At 70.9% G+C, this 13,733-nt stretch carries 13 protein-coding genes; 3 read left to right on the top strand and 10 right to left on the bottom strand.

Going from position 1 to position 13,733, the window contains the following annotated elements; all coding sequences use genetic code 11:
• Positions 1 to 353: 353 nt before the first annotated feature.
• From VGZ23_16925 to VGZ23_16890, 8 genes are all read right to left on the bottom strand, one after another.
• A complete protein-coding gene (locus VGZ23_16925; GenBank protein HEV2359277.1) occupies positions 354 to 1,850 on the bottom strand; it encodes a glycosyltransferase family 2 protein in 1,497 nt (498 codons plus the stop codon).
• Positions 1,847 to 2,911 (bottom strand): S-methyl-5-thioribose-1-phosphate isomerase, encoded by a 1,065-nt coding sequence (gene mtnA, locus VGZ23_16920; protein HEV2359276.1) that lies wholly within the window; start codon positions 2,909 to 2,911, stop codon positions 1,847 to 1,849. The genes VGZ23_16925 and mtnA overlap by 4 nt, the downstream gene beginning before the upstream one ends.
• Before the next feature lie 194 nt (positions 2,912 to 3,105).
• Positions 3,106 to 3,507, bottom strand: coding sequence for a cell division protein SepF (locus VGZ23_16915; protein ID HEV2359275.1), 402 nt, complete (start codon positions 3,505 to 3,507; stop codon positions 3,106 to 3,108).
• Positions 3,508 to 3,561: 54 nt separating this feature from the next.
• A complete protein-coding gene (locus tag VGZ23_16910; protein HEV2359274.1) occupies positions 3,562 to 4,248 on the bottom strand; it encodes a YggS family pyridoxal phosphate-dependent enzyme in 687 nt (228 codons plus the stop codon).
• A gap of 55 nt (positions 4,249 to 4,303) precedes the next feature.
• Positions 4,304 to 5,065 carry a peptidoglycan editing factor PgeF gene (gene pgeF / locus VGZ23_16905; GenBank protein ID HEV2359273.1) on the bottom strand — a complete coding sequence of 254 codons (762 nt, stop codon included), beginning with the start codon at positions 5,063 to 5,065 and terminating at the stop codon, positions 4,304 to 4,306.
• A 42-nt stretch (positions 5,066 to 5,107) separates the two neighbouring features.
• Positions 5,108 to 6,247 carry a phosphonate ABC transporter, permease protein PhnE gene (gene phnE, locus VGZ23_16900; GenBank protein ID HEV2359272.1) on the bottom strand — a complete coding sequence of 380 codons (1,140 nt, stop codon included), beginning with the start codon at positions 6,245 to 6,247 and terminating at the stop codon, positions 5,108 to 5,110.
• The gene (gene phnC, locus VGZ23_16895) at positions 6,244 to 7,014 is read right to left on the bottom strand and encodes a phosphonate ABC transporter ATP-binding protein (protein HEV2359271.1); all 771 of its coding nucleotides are present in this window, start codon (positions 7,012 to 7,014) and stop codon (positions 6,244 to 6,246) included. Before phnC ends, phnE begins: the two co-directional genes overlap by 4 nt.
• A gap of 76 nt (positions 7,015 to 7,090) precedes the next feature.
• Positions 7,091 to 8,002, bottom strand: coding sequence for a phosphate/phosphite/phosphonate ABC transporter substrate-binding protein (locus tag VGZ23_16890; GenBank protein HEV2359270.1), 912 nt, complete (start codon positions 8,000 to 8,002; stop codon positions 7,091 to 7,093).
• Positions 8,003 to 8,129: 127 nt separating this feature from the next.
• On the opposite strand from VGZ23_16890, the gene VGZ23_16885 reads away from it, so the two are divergent.
• From VGZ23_16885 to VGZ23_16875, 3 genes are read left to right on the top strand one after another with little or no spacing between them, the layout of a single operon-like run.
• Positions 8,130 to 8,870 carry a YoaK family protein gene (locus tag VGZ23_16885; GenBank protein HEV2359269.1) on the top strand — a complete coding sequence of 247 codons (741 nt, stop codon included), beginning with the start codon at positions 8,130 to 8,132 and terminating at the stop codon, positions 8,868 to 8,870.
• Positions 8,867 to 10,387: a class II fumarate hydratase gene (gene fumC, locus VGZ23_16880; protein HEV2359268.1), complete on the top strand. Its 1,521-nt coding sequence runs from the start codon at positions 8,867 to 8,869 to the stop codon at positions 10,385 to 10,387. Before VGZ23_16885 ends, fumC begins: the two co-directional genes overlap by 4 nt.
• A gap of 8 nt (positions 10,388 to 10,395) precedes the next feature.
• Positions 10,396 to 11,007, top strand: a complete 612-nt coding sequence (locus VGZ23_16875) for a nitroreductase family protein (protein ID HEV2359267.1) — start codon at positions 10,396 to 10,398, stop codon at positions 11,005 to 11,007.
• Here the strand turns inward: VGZ23_16875 and VGZ23_16870 are convergent.
• Both VGZ23_16870 and VGZ23_16865 read right to left on the bottom strand, forming a co-directional pair.
• Positions 10,943 to 11,311 carry an STAS domain-containing protein gene (locus tag VGZ23_16870; protein ID HEV2359266.1) on the bottom strand — a complete coding sequence of 123 codons (369 nt, stop codon included), beginning with the start codon at positions 11,309 to 11,311 and terminating at the stop codon, positions 10,943 to 10,945. The two genes, VGZ23_16875 and VGZ23_16870, sit on opposite strands and share 65 nt — an antisense overlap.
• Positions 11,308 to 13,733 (bottom strand): SpoIIE family protein phosphatase (locus VGZ23_16865; GenBank protein HEV2359265.1); only part of this gene is annotated, 2,426 nt, incomplete at its 5' end. The genes VGZ23_16870 and VGZ23_16865, both read right to left, overlap by 4 nt.

Here is a 13,733-nt window from a genome sequence, read left to right as displayed (position 1 = left end):
TTCGGGAGGCCCGAATATCCCGGTATCGGGGGAAGCCCCCATGGTGGGGGCAGGCCGGCGGAGCCTCGGAGCAGCGTCCTGCTCCTCGACCCCGCACCTCGGGAGGCGATCGGTGCCGCCGGCGCCGTACCGGCTCTCACCGGACCCGTTCGCGTCGTCGCCTCCCGCCAGATCACCTTGCGGCGTCCGCGAGGCGGGCCCGACGGATGCGGGCCATCCGGCTCGCTTTACGGGCCGCGCGGCCGCGGTCCTCCGTCATCGTGTGATGTGCGCGGATTCTAGCACAGGGCCGGTGTGAGCGTCAAATAACGCGCGGCCGCCCTCCCCGGTCTGCGATCGGCGCGCCCGCGTGCCTAGGGCGCGGGGTCGGCCACGGGCTGCGGCGACCGCACCGGACGCGCCGCCGCGGTCCGCGCGTCTGAGCCTACGGCGTGCGCCAACGATGTGACGCCGCGCGACATCCCCTGCTCCGCCGCCCGGCCCGCAAACGCGGGGAGGCCCACGCCGCTGTGCTCGGTCTTCATCCATTCGATCCGTCCGGTGAACACGCTGCGGACGTACCGGTACAGCGCGAGCGGCAGCGTGACAATTTGATGCGTGGCGAAGAGCATGTACCGGGCCGACGTGACCAGGACGGCGGCAGGCGTGCGGACCCGTTCCACGGCGATGCTCGCCACCGTCGAGAGGATGACGATGATCCAGTAATAGGCGTACCAGGGCTGATGCTTCGCCACGGGCAGCGCGTTGAGGACCGACAGCCGGTGCGAGGTGAAGCTGAGCAGCCAGTCCTCCGCGAGCAGAACGTAACTCGCGAGCATCGACAGCGCGAGGACGAGCGAGCCGGACAGAAAGACGAGGAAGTCGAACCGTTTCCGCCACGACACCGGCGCCCGTAGCAGGACGGCGCCGTACTCGAAGAGACAGCCGAGCGAACCCTCGGACCACCGGGTGCGCTGCTGCACGAGGCCGCGCCACGTCGACACGGCCTCCTCCCACACGACGACGTCTTCGCAGTAATGAACGGTCCAGCCGCGGAGCGCGTAGCGCACCGACAGATCGATGTCCTCGGTGAGCGCCTCCTCGTTCCAGCCCCCGACCGCTTCGAGCGCGGCGCGGCGCGTGACGAGTCCGTTGCCGGTCAGGATCACCGCGCCGCCGAGCCGGTGCCGGCTGCGCTGTGTGAGCGTCTGGAAGACGAAATAGTCGTCTTCCTGCGCCCGCATCAGGAAATTTCGCCGGCCGTCGTAGACCAGCTTGCGCGCCTGCACGCCCGCCACCCCCGGCCGGCTGAGGTACGGGACCAGCCGCGCGAGGAAGTCGGGCGCGACGCGCGCGTCGGCGTCGAATACGCAGATCGCGTCCCCGCGCGCGCCGGCGAGGCCCACGTTCAGCGCCACGGCCTTGCCCACGCCGTCCTGGACGGACGGCCGGACGACCGTGAAAGCCAGGCCGCGCTGCAGGTCCTCGAGCACGGCCCCGGTGCGGTCCGTCGACCGGTGATCCACCACGATGAGCTCGAAGGCGGGCCGCCCCGCGTCGTCCCGGTAGTCCAGCGCGCAGAGGCATCGAACGGTGTCGGCGATCACATCCTGTTCGTTGCGCGCCGGGACGATGATGCTGACAAACGGCCGGCCGACCCCCGCGCCGGCGGGCGGGACGCCGGCCGGCGGCGTGCCTTCCCGACGGGGCCAGATCGCCACGGCCATCAACACCGTCCCGTACAGGCCCGTCGCGAAAAAGATCGCCGAGAGCCAGGTCGCGTCGTGCAGCGCGAGCTGCCGCGCGGTAACGGCGGCCCAGACGAGCAGCACGGACACGACGATGGTCTTCCGGCGGAGGGTCCGTTTCATCGCCCGGCCTCCGCCTGTCCCCGTCCCACGGCGTCTCTGGCTGCGCGCAGCGTGACGGGGTACGGCGGGCGCAGCACGCCCGCTTCGGTGACGATGGCCGTGATCAACCGGTGCGGGGTGACGTCGAACGCGGGGTTGCGTACGGCGATCCCGGCGGCTGCCACGCGCGTGCCGGCCAGCATCGTCACTTCGTCGGGAGAACGCTCCTCGATCGGGATCACCGTACCCTCCGGGGTGGCAAGATCGACGGTCGAGAGCGGCGCGGCGATGTAGAAGGGCAGTCCGTGGGCGTGGGCGAGGACCGCGAGCGCGTAGGTGCCGACTTTGTTGGCCGTATCCCCGTTGGCCGCGATGCGATCGGCGCCGACGATGACCGCATCCACCTCGCCTGCCCGCATCAGGGCCGCCGCCGCATTGTCGGTGATGAGCGTCGCCGGAATGCCGGCCTGCACCAGTTCCCAGGCGGTGAGCCGGGCGCCCTGGAGCACCGGCCGGGTTTCGCAGACGATGACGCGAATTCGCCGCCCGTGTTCGTGCGCCCACCGCAGGACGCCGAACGCGGTGCCCCACCCGCCGGTCGCCAGCATGCCGGTGTTGCAGTAGGTGAGGACCCGGGCGCCCTCCGGCAACAGGGCGGCGCCGTGGGCGCCGAGGCGACGGTTGATCTCCACGTCGGCCCGCGCGAGCCTGTGCGCTTCGGCGAGCAGGCGCTCGGCGAGGTGCTGCTCATCCGCCGTCGACTCGGCGAGGGCGAGCTGCCGGTCGATCGCCCAAGCGAGGTTGACAGCCGTCGGACGCGCCGCGCGGAGCCCCGACGCCGCCGCCCGCAGCCGGACAAGACGTGCGCCGCGGGACCCGCCCCCGCTTCCGGCCGCCAGCGCCACGCCGTAGGCCGCGGCGAGACCGATCGCGGGCGCGCCGCGGACGCGGAGGGAGCGGATCGCCTCGGCGACGTCTTCCCACGTCGTGCAGCGGTGGATCCGAACGTCGTGCGGCAGCGCCGTCTGGTCGAGCAGACACAGCGCCCCGCCGTCCCACCACAGGGGGACCTCCGTGCTCATCGCGTGCGGTCTCCGGATCTGGACGTTTTCAAGGGATGGCGGCGCCTCCGCGGAGTTCGCACGGCCGCAGGCGGCCGGTTGTGGCTCCGCCGCCGGACGTCGGGAGACGCAGCACGACACCCGTACCTCCGCCAGTATAGCGAAACACCCTCATCTCGTCCCGGCGTCCGTCCCGCAGGCGGGACACCGGCGGATCAATCGACCGGGAACAGCCCTCCGGATGCCGCCTCCTCGCGGACGTGCTCCGCCGTAATAGAGACGTGGGCGGGGGTGAAGAGGAAGATGTCATCCCCCACGCGGTGCATGTGCCCGTCCAGCGCATAGGCGACGCCGCTCAGAAAGTCGACAACGCGCCGCCCCAGGTCCTTGTGGGCATTCCTGAGGTTGAGCACGATCGGCCGATGCGTCTTGAGGTAATCGGCCGCAGTCTGCGCCTCGTCATATTGCCCCGGCTCGAGGACCACGATCTCAAAGGACCGCTGGGTGTGCAGGCGAAAAATCGGCGCCCGCGACGGCGCGGTCTCGGCCGGTGCTCCTCCTTCCTCGTGCTCGCCGAAGCCCAAGAACTGCCACATCCGTTGCATGACCCGGCTCATGTGTCGCCCTCCGTGTGGGGCGTCCGCTACGGCAGTCGCTGCTGCGTCGCTCTGCTATGTGTGGCTGCGGTCTGCAAATATGGCCCGCCCGACGCGGACCATGGTCGCGCCTTCCTCGACGGCCACCTCGAAATCGTCCGACATGCCCATCGACAGCTCCGGGAGCACGATCCCGGCCTCGTCCCCGACGCGATCACGCAGTTCGCGCAGCGCCCGAAACACCGGGCGCGCCTCTTCCGGATTCGCGACGGCCGGGGCGATGGTCATGAGCCCGCGCAGCCGGAGCGCCGGCAGCGCCGCGGTCCGGCGGACCAGCGCGGCGGTCTCCTCCGGCGCGGCGCCGTGCTTTTGCGGCTCGCGGGCCACGTTGACTTGGACGAGCACGTCGACCGCCCGGCCCTCGCGCTCCGCGCGCCGGCTGAGCTCCTCGGCCAGCGCCTCCGAATCGATCGAGTGAACGACCTCGAACAGACGCACGGCCTCCTTGGCTTTGTTCCGCTGAAGGCTTCCGATCAGGTGCCACGACACTCCCGGCACCGCCGGAATCTTCTTGCGACTCTCCTGGACCCGGTTTTCCCCAAATGCGCGGAGTCCCAGGGCAACCGCATCACGGATGCGGGCCACGGGGACCGTCTTGGTGACGGCGACCAGCAAGACGGCATCCGCCCGACGGCCCGCGCGGTCCGCGGCCGCCGCGATCCGCGCGCGTACGTCCTGCACGTTGGTCGCAAGATCGGCCATGGAAGGCTCACCGGCGGCGCCTGTATTCGACGGGACGGCGTTATTCCCTTTGGGCTCATCCGCACAGCCGGATACACGCTGCCATGCGTCCTGTCACGCGCTCACGCCGATACGAGAAGTATAGATCCGGCTGACACCGCGTGCAGCCCGGGATCGTCTCGATCCGCTCAGCCGGCACCCCGGACGCGCCCAGTTGCGCGCGGATGGCCTCGCGCAGATCAAGGTACCACTTTCCCGGGGCTCCGGGGCGGGACGCCCGCGGCCACCACGGCGCCTCCCCCATTACGCCGGCGACCGTCGCGTCGACTTCGTAGCAGCACCCGCCGACGGCGGGGCCGAGTGCTGCGAGGCACCGGCCAGGATCGCTGTGAAACGCGGTGCGCAGCCGTCCGAGGGCCGCCGGCACGGCGCCGGCGGCCACCCCGCGCCACCCGGCGTGCACCGCGGCGATGGCCGGACGTGCGGGATCGAGAATGACCACGGGGACGCAGTCCGCCGTGTGCACGGCCAGCCACACGTCGGGCGAGTCGGTGACGAGCGCGTCGACGCCCGGCAGGGTGCGGCCGGCGTCGTGCGGGCCGACCAGGGCCACGCCGGCTCCGTGCACCTGCTGCGCTTCGACCAGGCGTCCCGGGACGGCGCCGATCGCGGCCGCGGCGCGCCGGCGGTTGCGGGCCACCGCCGTCCGCACGTCGCCGACGGCGTAGGAGAGGTTGAGGCTCCGGTAGGGACCGCCGCTCACGCCGCCCTGTCGGGTCGTGAACGCCGCCGCGGCGACTCCGGTGGCCAGGAAGGCGCCGGGACGAAGCAACGGCACCCCGCCCCCTTCGCGCCTAGCCCTCATCCGAGGCCCCGGGCGTCACACGAGGCGTTCGCGCACCACCGCGCTCGCGTAATCGAGTGCGGCGACAACGAGCGCGATCATCCATAGGGCGGTCGCCGCCTGCGGCCACTGCAGCAGGTTGATGTACTGCTGGAGCACAAAACCGATCCCGCCGCCGCCTACGAACCCGATCACGGTGCTGAAGCGGACGTTGATGTCCCAACGGTAGATCGTGAAGGCGAGAAACTGCGGCACGATCTGCGGCACGACGGCGTAGCGAATGATCTGCAGGCTGCTCGCGCCGGTCGCCATCACCGCCTCGATCGGCCCCGTGTCGATGCTCTCGATGGCCTCCGAATACAATTTCCCGAGCGAGGCCACGCTGTGCACGCCGAGCGCCAGCACGCCGGCAAACGGGCCGAGCCCGACCCACACCGTGAAGATGATCGCCAGCACGAGGGCCTCGATCGAGCGCGCGAGGTTGAACACCGTGCGGGTGAGCGCGTAGACCGCGCCGCCGGCGGGCAGGTGGCCGGTCAGGTTGCGCGCGCCGAGAAACGACAGGGGCACGGCGAAAATCACCCCCATCGTCGTGCCCATGAGCGCCAGGAAGACCGTCTCGACCATGCGGTCCAGCACCACGAAGAAGGTCTGGCTGAACCGCCAGGGGCCGAGGCCGGTCGTCACCTCGGCGATGATCTGGTTGCGTGTGCCCTGGACGTCCGGTGCCACGACGGCGGCGGTGAACCGGCCCCCGGCGTCGGTGCGGAATCCCGCGAGCTGCTGGCGCTGGCCGATCTGATTTTCCCACCACAGCACGCCCTCGCGGCCCGGCGCAAAGCCCTCGCCGCGCACCATCACACGGTCCCCGATCGCGCCGGATCGTCGCGACAGCCCGAGGGAGGGTCCGCCCGGCGGGACCGCGGGCCCGGACGGCGGTTCCGCCCCGCCGTAATCGAAGCCCGCGGCGGCGCGCTCGAGCACCGGCTCCCGCGCCGCGACGTCGGGGGTGGCGAGGGCCGAGACGAACGGCCGGATCAGGCGCGCGCCGCGCCACAGCTCGCCGAGCTGAATCTGCGTGACGTGCCAACCGTACGCGTACACGAGTACTGCGATCACGAACCCGGCGTAGGCGCGCCAGGACCGATACCACGGCACCGGTGTGGCCGGTGTCATGTGATCTCGACCTCTTCAGCCTGCTCGCCGTAGATGGCGCGAAAGCGCGCCTCGTCGATGTCGGCGGGCCGGCCGTCGAAGACGACCCGGCCCGCCTTGAGCGCGAGAATGCGCGTGCCGTAGCGCCGGGCCAGACTCAAGAAATGCAGGCTGCACAGCACGGTGATGCCGTCCTTGCGGTTGAGCTCTTCGAGGTACTTCAGGATCGAATGCGACAAGGCCGGGTCGAGACTCGCCACCGGTTCGTCGGCGAGGATCAACCGGGGCTCCTGCATCAACGCCCGCGCGATGCCCACGCGCTGCTGCTGGCCGCCGGACAGGGAGGCGGCCCGCGTGAACGCCTTGTCCGCGATGCCGACCCGCTCGAGGCTGCGCATCCCCTGCTCGACCACCGAGGCGGGGAAGTAGTTGACCAGCGCCCAGGCCGGCGCCACGTAGCCGAGCCGTCCGGCCAGGACGTTTGTCAGCACGGAAGCCCGGCGGACGAGATTGAACTGCTGAAAGATCATGCCGACGCCGCGGCGGATCTCGCGCAGCTCCTCACGGGCGGCCGCGGTCACGTCCCGGCCGTTCAGCACCACGCGGCCGGAGGTCGGCGTGACCAGACGGTTGATGCAGCGAAGCAGCGTGGACTTGCCCGACCCCGACAGGCCGATGATGACCAGAAATTCGCCCGCGGCGACCTCGAACGAGACGTCCGTGAGCGCCGCCGTGCCGTCCTCGTACACCTTGGTTAAATGCTCGAGACGCAGGATGGGCTCGGTCACTGGATGCCCGCGGAGCCGCCCCCGGAGGAGAATCCGTCCCCGCCGCCGCCGGGCGTGACGGCGCGAACGGGGACCGCTACGGCGTCAGACCCACGTATCGCTGCACGTCCCGCACCGGGTCAAAGAACGCGTCGAGGTTCGCGGCGTGGATCTTGTACTTGGTCACGAGCAGATTGTAATCCGCCAGCGCCTCGATCTCGTACAGCGACTTGAGCGCGTCGAGTCCGGCCGGGGTCTGTGAGAACCGGAGCAGGGCGTTGGTGACCTTCGCTTTGACGTCCTCGGGGAGCCCCCTCCGGACGCTGACCGTGTCGTTCGGGATCGGATCCGACTTCCACACCACCTTCACCTTCTGCATCACGTCGGGCAGGCTCTTCTGCACCGTGGCCCGCGCGTCTTCGAACACGGACCCCGCGTCCACGCGGCCTTGGTAGACGGCGAGGACCACGTTGTTGTGTGAGCCGGCAAAGACCGTCTGGCCGAAAAACGTCTGCGGATCGTAGCCGGCCTTCTTCAGCCCGGCGACCGGGAAGAGGTAGCCCGAGGTGCTCGCGGGATCCACGTAGGCGAAGCGCTTGCCGCGCAGATCGGCGAGCCCGTTGATGCCGGAATTGGACTGCGTGATGATCTCCGCCCTGTAGTACGGCAGACCGAATCGGACCGTGACCAGCCGCACCTCGACGCCATATTTCTGGTGGGCGATCACGTACGAGAACGTGTTCAGCCAGCCGATGTCGGCCCGGTTGGCGCCCATCGCCTCGATGACCCCGGCATAACTCGTCGCCACAAAGGTCTGGAACTGGTACCCGGTCGCCATCTCGAGCAGATGCGCGATGCGGTTGCCCGATTCGAGGATCGTCCGCGCTTCCCCGGACGGCACGAACGCCATCACCAGCTTGGTTTGGGCGGGAACCGGGGCCGGCGCGGCGACCGCGACGCCGAGCGCAAGCGCGGCGGCGAGCCCCAGAGCAGCAAGACGACGACTCATGTACGTGCCTCCTTGAGGCGGCGGTGTACGCCACGCGTCACGATTGCCTGGGCGGCGCACAGAGTTTCTTGCGCCGTGGAGGCTTCTCCTCCAGGACTCGCCCGGCCGGCGTGCGAAGTACGGCGCGATGGCGCACGGCACCCCGGCGGTTCCACGGCGACGGCTTGTGCTGCTGCTGGCGGGCGCCGCCGGCTGCCTCGATGCCGTCGGCTATCTGATGCTCGGCCTCTTTACGGCGAATATGACGGGCAATACCATTCTCTTGGGGCTGTCCATCGGCCGGGCGGCGTGGGCCCAAGCCCTGCATGACGCCGTGGCGATCGCGGCGTTTGTCGCCGGCGCCGGCGCCGGGACCGCGGCCATGCGGGGCGGGCGGTCCTCATCGGGACTCGGCCTCGAGGCGGCCGTGCTGGCCGCGGCGATGGCGGCATGGGCGCTCTTCGGCGCGCCGCGCGGGCACGTCGGCGACCCCGCGGCCTACTGGTTGATCGCGCTGCTCTCGGCGGCGATGGGGATCCAGAGCGCGGCGGTGCGGCGCGTCGGCGAGCAGCGGGTCGCCACCACATACGTGACGGGGACGCTCACCAGCCTCGCGACCGACACGGCCGGCGACCTGCTCGACCGGTGGAACGCGCGCGCGGCGGCCGCATTGGGCGGCCCGGCGCCGGCCGTCCCGCGCCCGGCGGGAGGGCCGCCGGGCACCGCGCTCATGACGGGCCTGTGGGCCGTCTACCTCTTCGGCGCGCTCGTGGGCGGTTTCGCGGAATACCGATGGTCGATGCGGGCGGTGGCGGCGCCGCTCGTCGCGCTCATCGCGGTTATCATTGCGGACGCGTGGCACCGCGAGAAGGAGGATACGGAACGATGAGCGCAGCCCCCGCACGCGGAACGGGCGGCACGGCAGGAGGCCGCCCGGAGGCGGCCGGAGATCCCGCGCCAGACGGGGCACGGCCGGACACGGCGCGTCAGGCGCCGCGTCCGGGCGGCGACATCCGGGTGGAAACGGACTCCCTCGGGGAGGTGCGGGTCCCCGCCGCCCGCCTCTGGGGCGCCCAAACGCAGCGATCGATCGAGAACTTTCCGATTGGGGTCGACCGGTTTCGGATGGGCCGGCCCGTGATCCGCGCCCTGGGTCTGTTGAAGAAGGGCTGCGCGCTCGCCAACCTCGAGCTCGGGCAGCTGCCCGCGGACAAGGTCGAACTCATCGTGCGCGCGGCCGACGACGTCGTGAGCGGCGCGCTCGACGACGAGTTTCCGCTCGTCGTGTTCCAGACCGGTTCGGGCACGCAGTCCAACATGAACGCGAACGAGGTGATCGCCAACCGCGCGATTCAACTCGCGGGCGGGGTGATCGGCTCGAAAAAGCCGATTCACCCGAACGACGACGTCAACCGGAGCCAGTCGTCGAACGACACCTTCCCCACGGCGATGCACATCGCCACGGCGGAACAGGTCGAAGACGTTCTGCTCCCGGCCGTCGCCGGACTGCGCGACGTGCTGGCCGAGAAGGCATCCGCCTACGCCGCCGTCGTGATGATCGGCCGCACGCACCTGCAGGACGCCACCCCGATCACGCTCGGCCAGGTCCTCTCGGGCTGGGTCGCGCAGCTGGACGATGCGCGCTCGACGATCCGGTGTGCGCTGCCGGGGGTCTACGAACTGGCCATCGGCGGGACCGCCGTCGGCACCGGCCTCAACGCCCCCGCCCGCTTCGGCGAGGTGGCCGCGCGCAAGATCGCCGGCCTGACCGGCCGGGCCTTCGTCTCCGCGCCGAACAAGTTCGCCGCCCTCTCGGCGCACGAGGCGATGGTGAACGTCAGCGCATCGCTGCGCACGCTGGCCGCCTCACTCATGAAGATCGCCAACGACGTGCGCTGGTACGCGTCGGGGCCCCGCGCGGGGCTCGGCGAACTGCTGATCCCGGAGAACGAGCCGGGGTCGTCGATCATGCCCGGCAAGATCAATCCCACGCAGAGCGAAGCGCTGACTATGGTGTGCGTGCAGGTCTACGGCAACGACCACGCCGTCGCATTCGCCGATTCGCAGGGCAACTTCCAGTTGAACGTGTTCAAGCCCGTGATGCTCCACAACGTCCTCGAGTCGGCGGCGCTGCTGGCCGACGGCTGCCGCTCGTTCACCGTGCACTGCGCCGCGGGCATCGAGCCCAACGAGGCGCGCATCCGCGAGCACGTCGAGCAGTCGCTCATGCTGGTCACGGCGTTGAGCCCCCACATCGGCTACGAGAAGGCGGCCAAGATCGCGCTCAGAGCCCACCACGAGAACACGAGCCTGCGCGAGGCCGCGCTGGCCCTCGGCTTCGTGACGGGAGAGCAGTTCGATCGGTGGGTGCGGCCGGAAGACATGACGCATCCCATGGAGGGCTGAGGGAGCCCATGGACCTCTTTGACGCGGTGCGCACGATCCTGGCGGTGCGCAGCTACCGCGACGCGCCTGTGCCGCCGGACGTCGTGCGGCGGATCGTCGACGCGGGACGCCTCACCGGCAGCAGCCAGAACGGCCAGCCGTGGCATTTCATCGTCGTGGAGAATCGGGACACCCTCCGCCGGCTCGGCGCCCTCGCGAGGTACGGCCCGTACATCGCGCAGGCGCCGCTGGCGGTGGCCGTCGCCGTCGAGCGGGCATCGAAGTTCGGCGTCTCCGACGGCAGCCGCGCGATTCAGTCGATGATGCTCACGGCGTGGTCGGAGGGCATCGGCTCCAACTGGGTCGGCTTCCTCGGCATGCGGGAGATCAAATCCCTGCTCGGCATCCCGGACGAGTTCGAGCTACTCGCGGTCGTGCCGTTCGGCTACCCGGCCCGGCCGGGCGGCCGGGGGAAGAAACAGCGGAAGGCGCTCGACGAGGTCGCGAGCCGGGAACGGTTCGGACAGCCCTGGAAGAACGGAGCGCCCGGGGTCGGCGCGGCGGGAGCGCGCCGGGCTACGGCCGAGTCTTCGGACCGCGGACGTGGGCGAGCGCGGGTTCCACATCCGCCTCGACCGTGATGATGGTGGGAATCTGGCTCAACTCGATGACCCGGCGCACAAACGACGCGGCCGCGGCCACGACGGCCAGGCGTTGCCGGCGGCTCCGCAGCCGGTCGGCCAGCTCCACGAGGAGATGCACGCCGGAGCTGTCCATGTAGGTGGCGCCTGAGAGATCCAGCACCAGGCCGACCGCCGTATTCGGGACGTGCTGCAGGATCTTGTTCTGCAGCTCCGGGACGTTGGCGAGATCGACCTCGCCCTCAAGCGCCACGATCGGGACCCCGTCGTCCGTCCGGTGCCGGACCTGCGCCCACGGCGTCACGCCCGCACCTCCGGCCGGACCCGCCGCCGCAACCTGACGGTGGTGCCGTCGGAACGCCGGTCGACCTCCACCGCGTCCATCAACCCCCGCATCAGGGTGAAGCCGAAGCCGTTGTGGCCGGGGCGCGGTGGCCGCCATTGCCCTTGGTCGCGCACGAGGATCACGACGTCGTCGTCCTCGCGGGCGGCCTCGAAGGAAAAGTGCGCATCCGCGGCGTTGTAGGCGTGCTCGATGGCGTTGTTGCACGCCTCGCCCGAGGCCGCGACGATCTCCTCCCGGCGGCGCGGGTCCACGTCCAGCACGGTGAGCCACCGCCAGAGGCTCCGCCGGACCACCTGCGCAGACTCCGGGACCGCCGGCACCCGCAGGCTCAGGGCCCGATCCGCGGCCGGCTCGAGCGACACGACGAGCACGGCCACGTCGTCCTCGAGCGCGCGCCCGGCCGTCTGCGCAGACACGATGCGCTCGACAAGAAATTCCGCCGAGGCCCCCCGCGCCTGTTCTGCGGTCGCCTGCAGCCGGGCGAGCCCCTCATCGATGGTGCGCCGGGCGCGGTCTTCTACCAGTCCGTCGGTGTACAGGACGATCGTGGATCCCTCCGGGACCGTGGCCGTGAACTCACGGTACGGCACGGGCAGCCGGTAGAGGGCCGGGGACGCCCCGCCCAAGAATTCCGCCCGGCCGTGAGGGCCGATGACCAGCGGCGGCATGTGCCCGGCGTTCGCATAGGTCAGCGTCCTCGTTGTCGGGTCGAGCACGAGATAGACGAGGGTGGCGCTCTCGCCGCGCTCGAGGAGGCCGTTCAGCCTGCGCACCACCTCTTCGGGCGAGGAGACCTCCGCCGCATAGGCCCGCAGCGCGTTGCGGAGCCGGCCCATGACCGAGGCCGCGGGGATGCCGTGGCCCACGACGTCGCCGATGACCAGCGCGAGCCGGCCGTCCGCCAGCGCCAGCGCGTCGTACCAGTCGCCGCCGACCCGCGCCTCCGGACCTGCGGGCAGATAGCGCGCCGCGATCTGGATCCCAGGCACCTCGGGCAGCCCGGCCGGCAGCAGGCTCCGCTGCAGCGTCTCGGCGACCCGGCGTTCGCGCTCGTACAGCCGGGCCCGTTCCAGAGCCTGGGCGCATTGGCCGGCGAGGGTCGCAATGAAGCCTCGTTCCTCTTCATCCAGGGACCGATGCGACGCGAAGGCCATCGACATGACGCCCAGCATCCGGGTGCCGATGACGAGCGGGAGCACGGCCCGCGGCCCTGCAAACGGCTGGAACGCCGCGGGCACCGCCGCCGGAAACCCTGCCTGCTGCGCATCCGCCGACTCCAAGAAGATCGGCTCGCCGCGCCGGACGACCTCGGCCAAGACGGCCTGGACCGGCAGCGGCGCGCGCAGCCACGTATCGACGGTGGACGTCGGATACCCGACGGCGCGGAGGAGGTCCAGGGTCTCGCCGTCGGGGCTGAGGAGCGAGACGGAACCAGCGGCCGCGCCGACGGCCTCGGTGCCTTGCTCCAAGATCACCTCGGCGACCCGGGTGACCGTCAGGGCCTCGGAGAGCGCGGCCGTGACGCGCTGCAGCCGCGCCGTCCGCGCCGCCGTGCGCTCGGCGTCCCGCCGGGCGGTCCGTTCCGCTTCGATGAGCCGCGCGTTTTGGATGGCCGCCCCGGCGCGGTCCGCGATCAGCGACGCGAGCCGCAGGTCCTCGTCGTCCCAGTGCCGCGACGCCACCGTGCCGATGTTGAGCAGGCCGATCGGCCGGTCCGCGACGTAGATCGGCACGGCCAGGACCGCGAGCATGCCGAGGTGCGTAAACGCCGCGGCCGCCGCGGGCATCTCCCGCGTCAACCCCTGCGCGGCCGGGTCGTCACGCTCGAACGCCACCGGCCCGCGCTGCTCCAAGACGGCTCGGATCGTGGGGTCGTCGACGCGCAGGGGCGAGGCCTCGACGACCTCCCGGAAGCGCGCCACCTTCTGCGGGTCCCAATGACAGACCGCCTCGAACCGCAGATGGGGCTCGCCCGGCGCGATGCTTGCGATCGAGGACCATTCGCCCAGCAATTCGGTGCACCGGCGCGCGATCTCCGAAAACAGCGCCGCCGGCTCGCGGTAGCGGCTGAAGTCCATCGTGAACCGCTCGAGAAACTCCGCGTACCGCTGCCGCCGCGCGCGCTGGGCCTCATCGGCGCGGCGGGTGGTGATATCGCGGCAGGTAACGACGATCGCGCCGACCGCGGGATCGTGCAGCAGATTCTTGCGGATCGACTCGATCCACCGCCAGGAGCCGTCTTTGTGCCTGGCCCGAAGCCGGACCGTCGTCTGACTGCCGGGGGCCGCGACCATGGCCTCGTACTCCGCCACGGCGCGCCGCACATCGTCGGGATGATGAAACTCGAAGACCTTGCGGCCGCCGAGCTCGGCGGCCTCTA

This window comes from bacterium, from assembly GCA_035945995.1.
Classification (GTDB): domain Bacteria; phylum Sysuimicrobiota; class Sysuimicrobiia; order Sysuimicrobiales; family Segetimicrobiaceae; genus DASSJF01.
This window is presented reverse-complemented; position numbering and strand designations above follow the sequence as displayed.

Bases quoted from the DNA above. Each gene is read 5' to 3' on its own strand.
- VGZ23_16890 (HEV2359270.1), bottom strand. From the start codon at position 8,002: ATGAGTCGTCGTCTTGCTGCTCTGGGGCTCGCCGCCGCGCTTGCGCTC.
- VGZ23_16910 (HEV2359274.1), bottom strand. From the start codon at position 4,248: ATGGCCGATCTTGCGACCAACGTGCAGGACGTACGCGCGCGGATCGCG.
- VGZ23_16915 (HEV2359275.1), bottom strand. From the start codon at position 3,507: ATGAGCCGGGTCATGCAACGGATGTGGCAGTTCTTGGGCTTCGGCGAG.
- fumC (HEV2359268.1), top strand. From the start codon at position 8,867: ATGAGCGCAGCCCCCGCACGCGGAACGGGCGGCACGGCAGGAGGCCGC.
- VGZ23_16885 (HEV2359269.1), top strand. From the start codon at position 8,130: ATGGCGCACGGCACCCCGGCGGTTCCACGGCGACGGCTTGTGCTGCTG.
- VGZ23_16875 (HEV2359267.1), top strand. From the start codon at position 10,396: ATGGACCTCTTTGACGCGGTGCGCACGATCCTGGCGGTGCGCAGCTAC.
- mtnA (HEV2359276.1), bottom strand. From the start codon at position 2,911: ATGAGCACGGAGGTCCCCCTGTGGTGGGACGGCGGGGCGCTGTGTCTG.
- phnE (HEV2359272.1), bottom strand. From the start codon at position 6,247: ATGACACCGGCCACACCGGTGCCGTGGTATCGGTCCTGGCGCGCCTAC.
- VGZ23_16925 (HEV2359277.1), bottom strand. From the start codon at position 1,850: ATGAAACGGACCCTCCGCCGGAAGACCATCGTCGTGTCCGTGCTGCTC.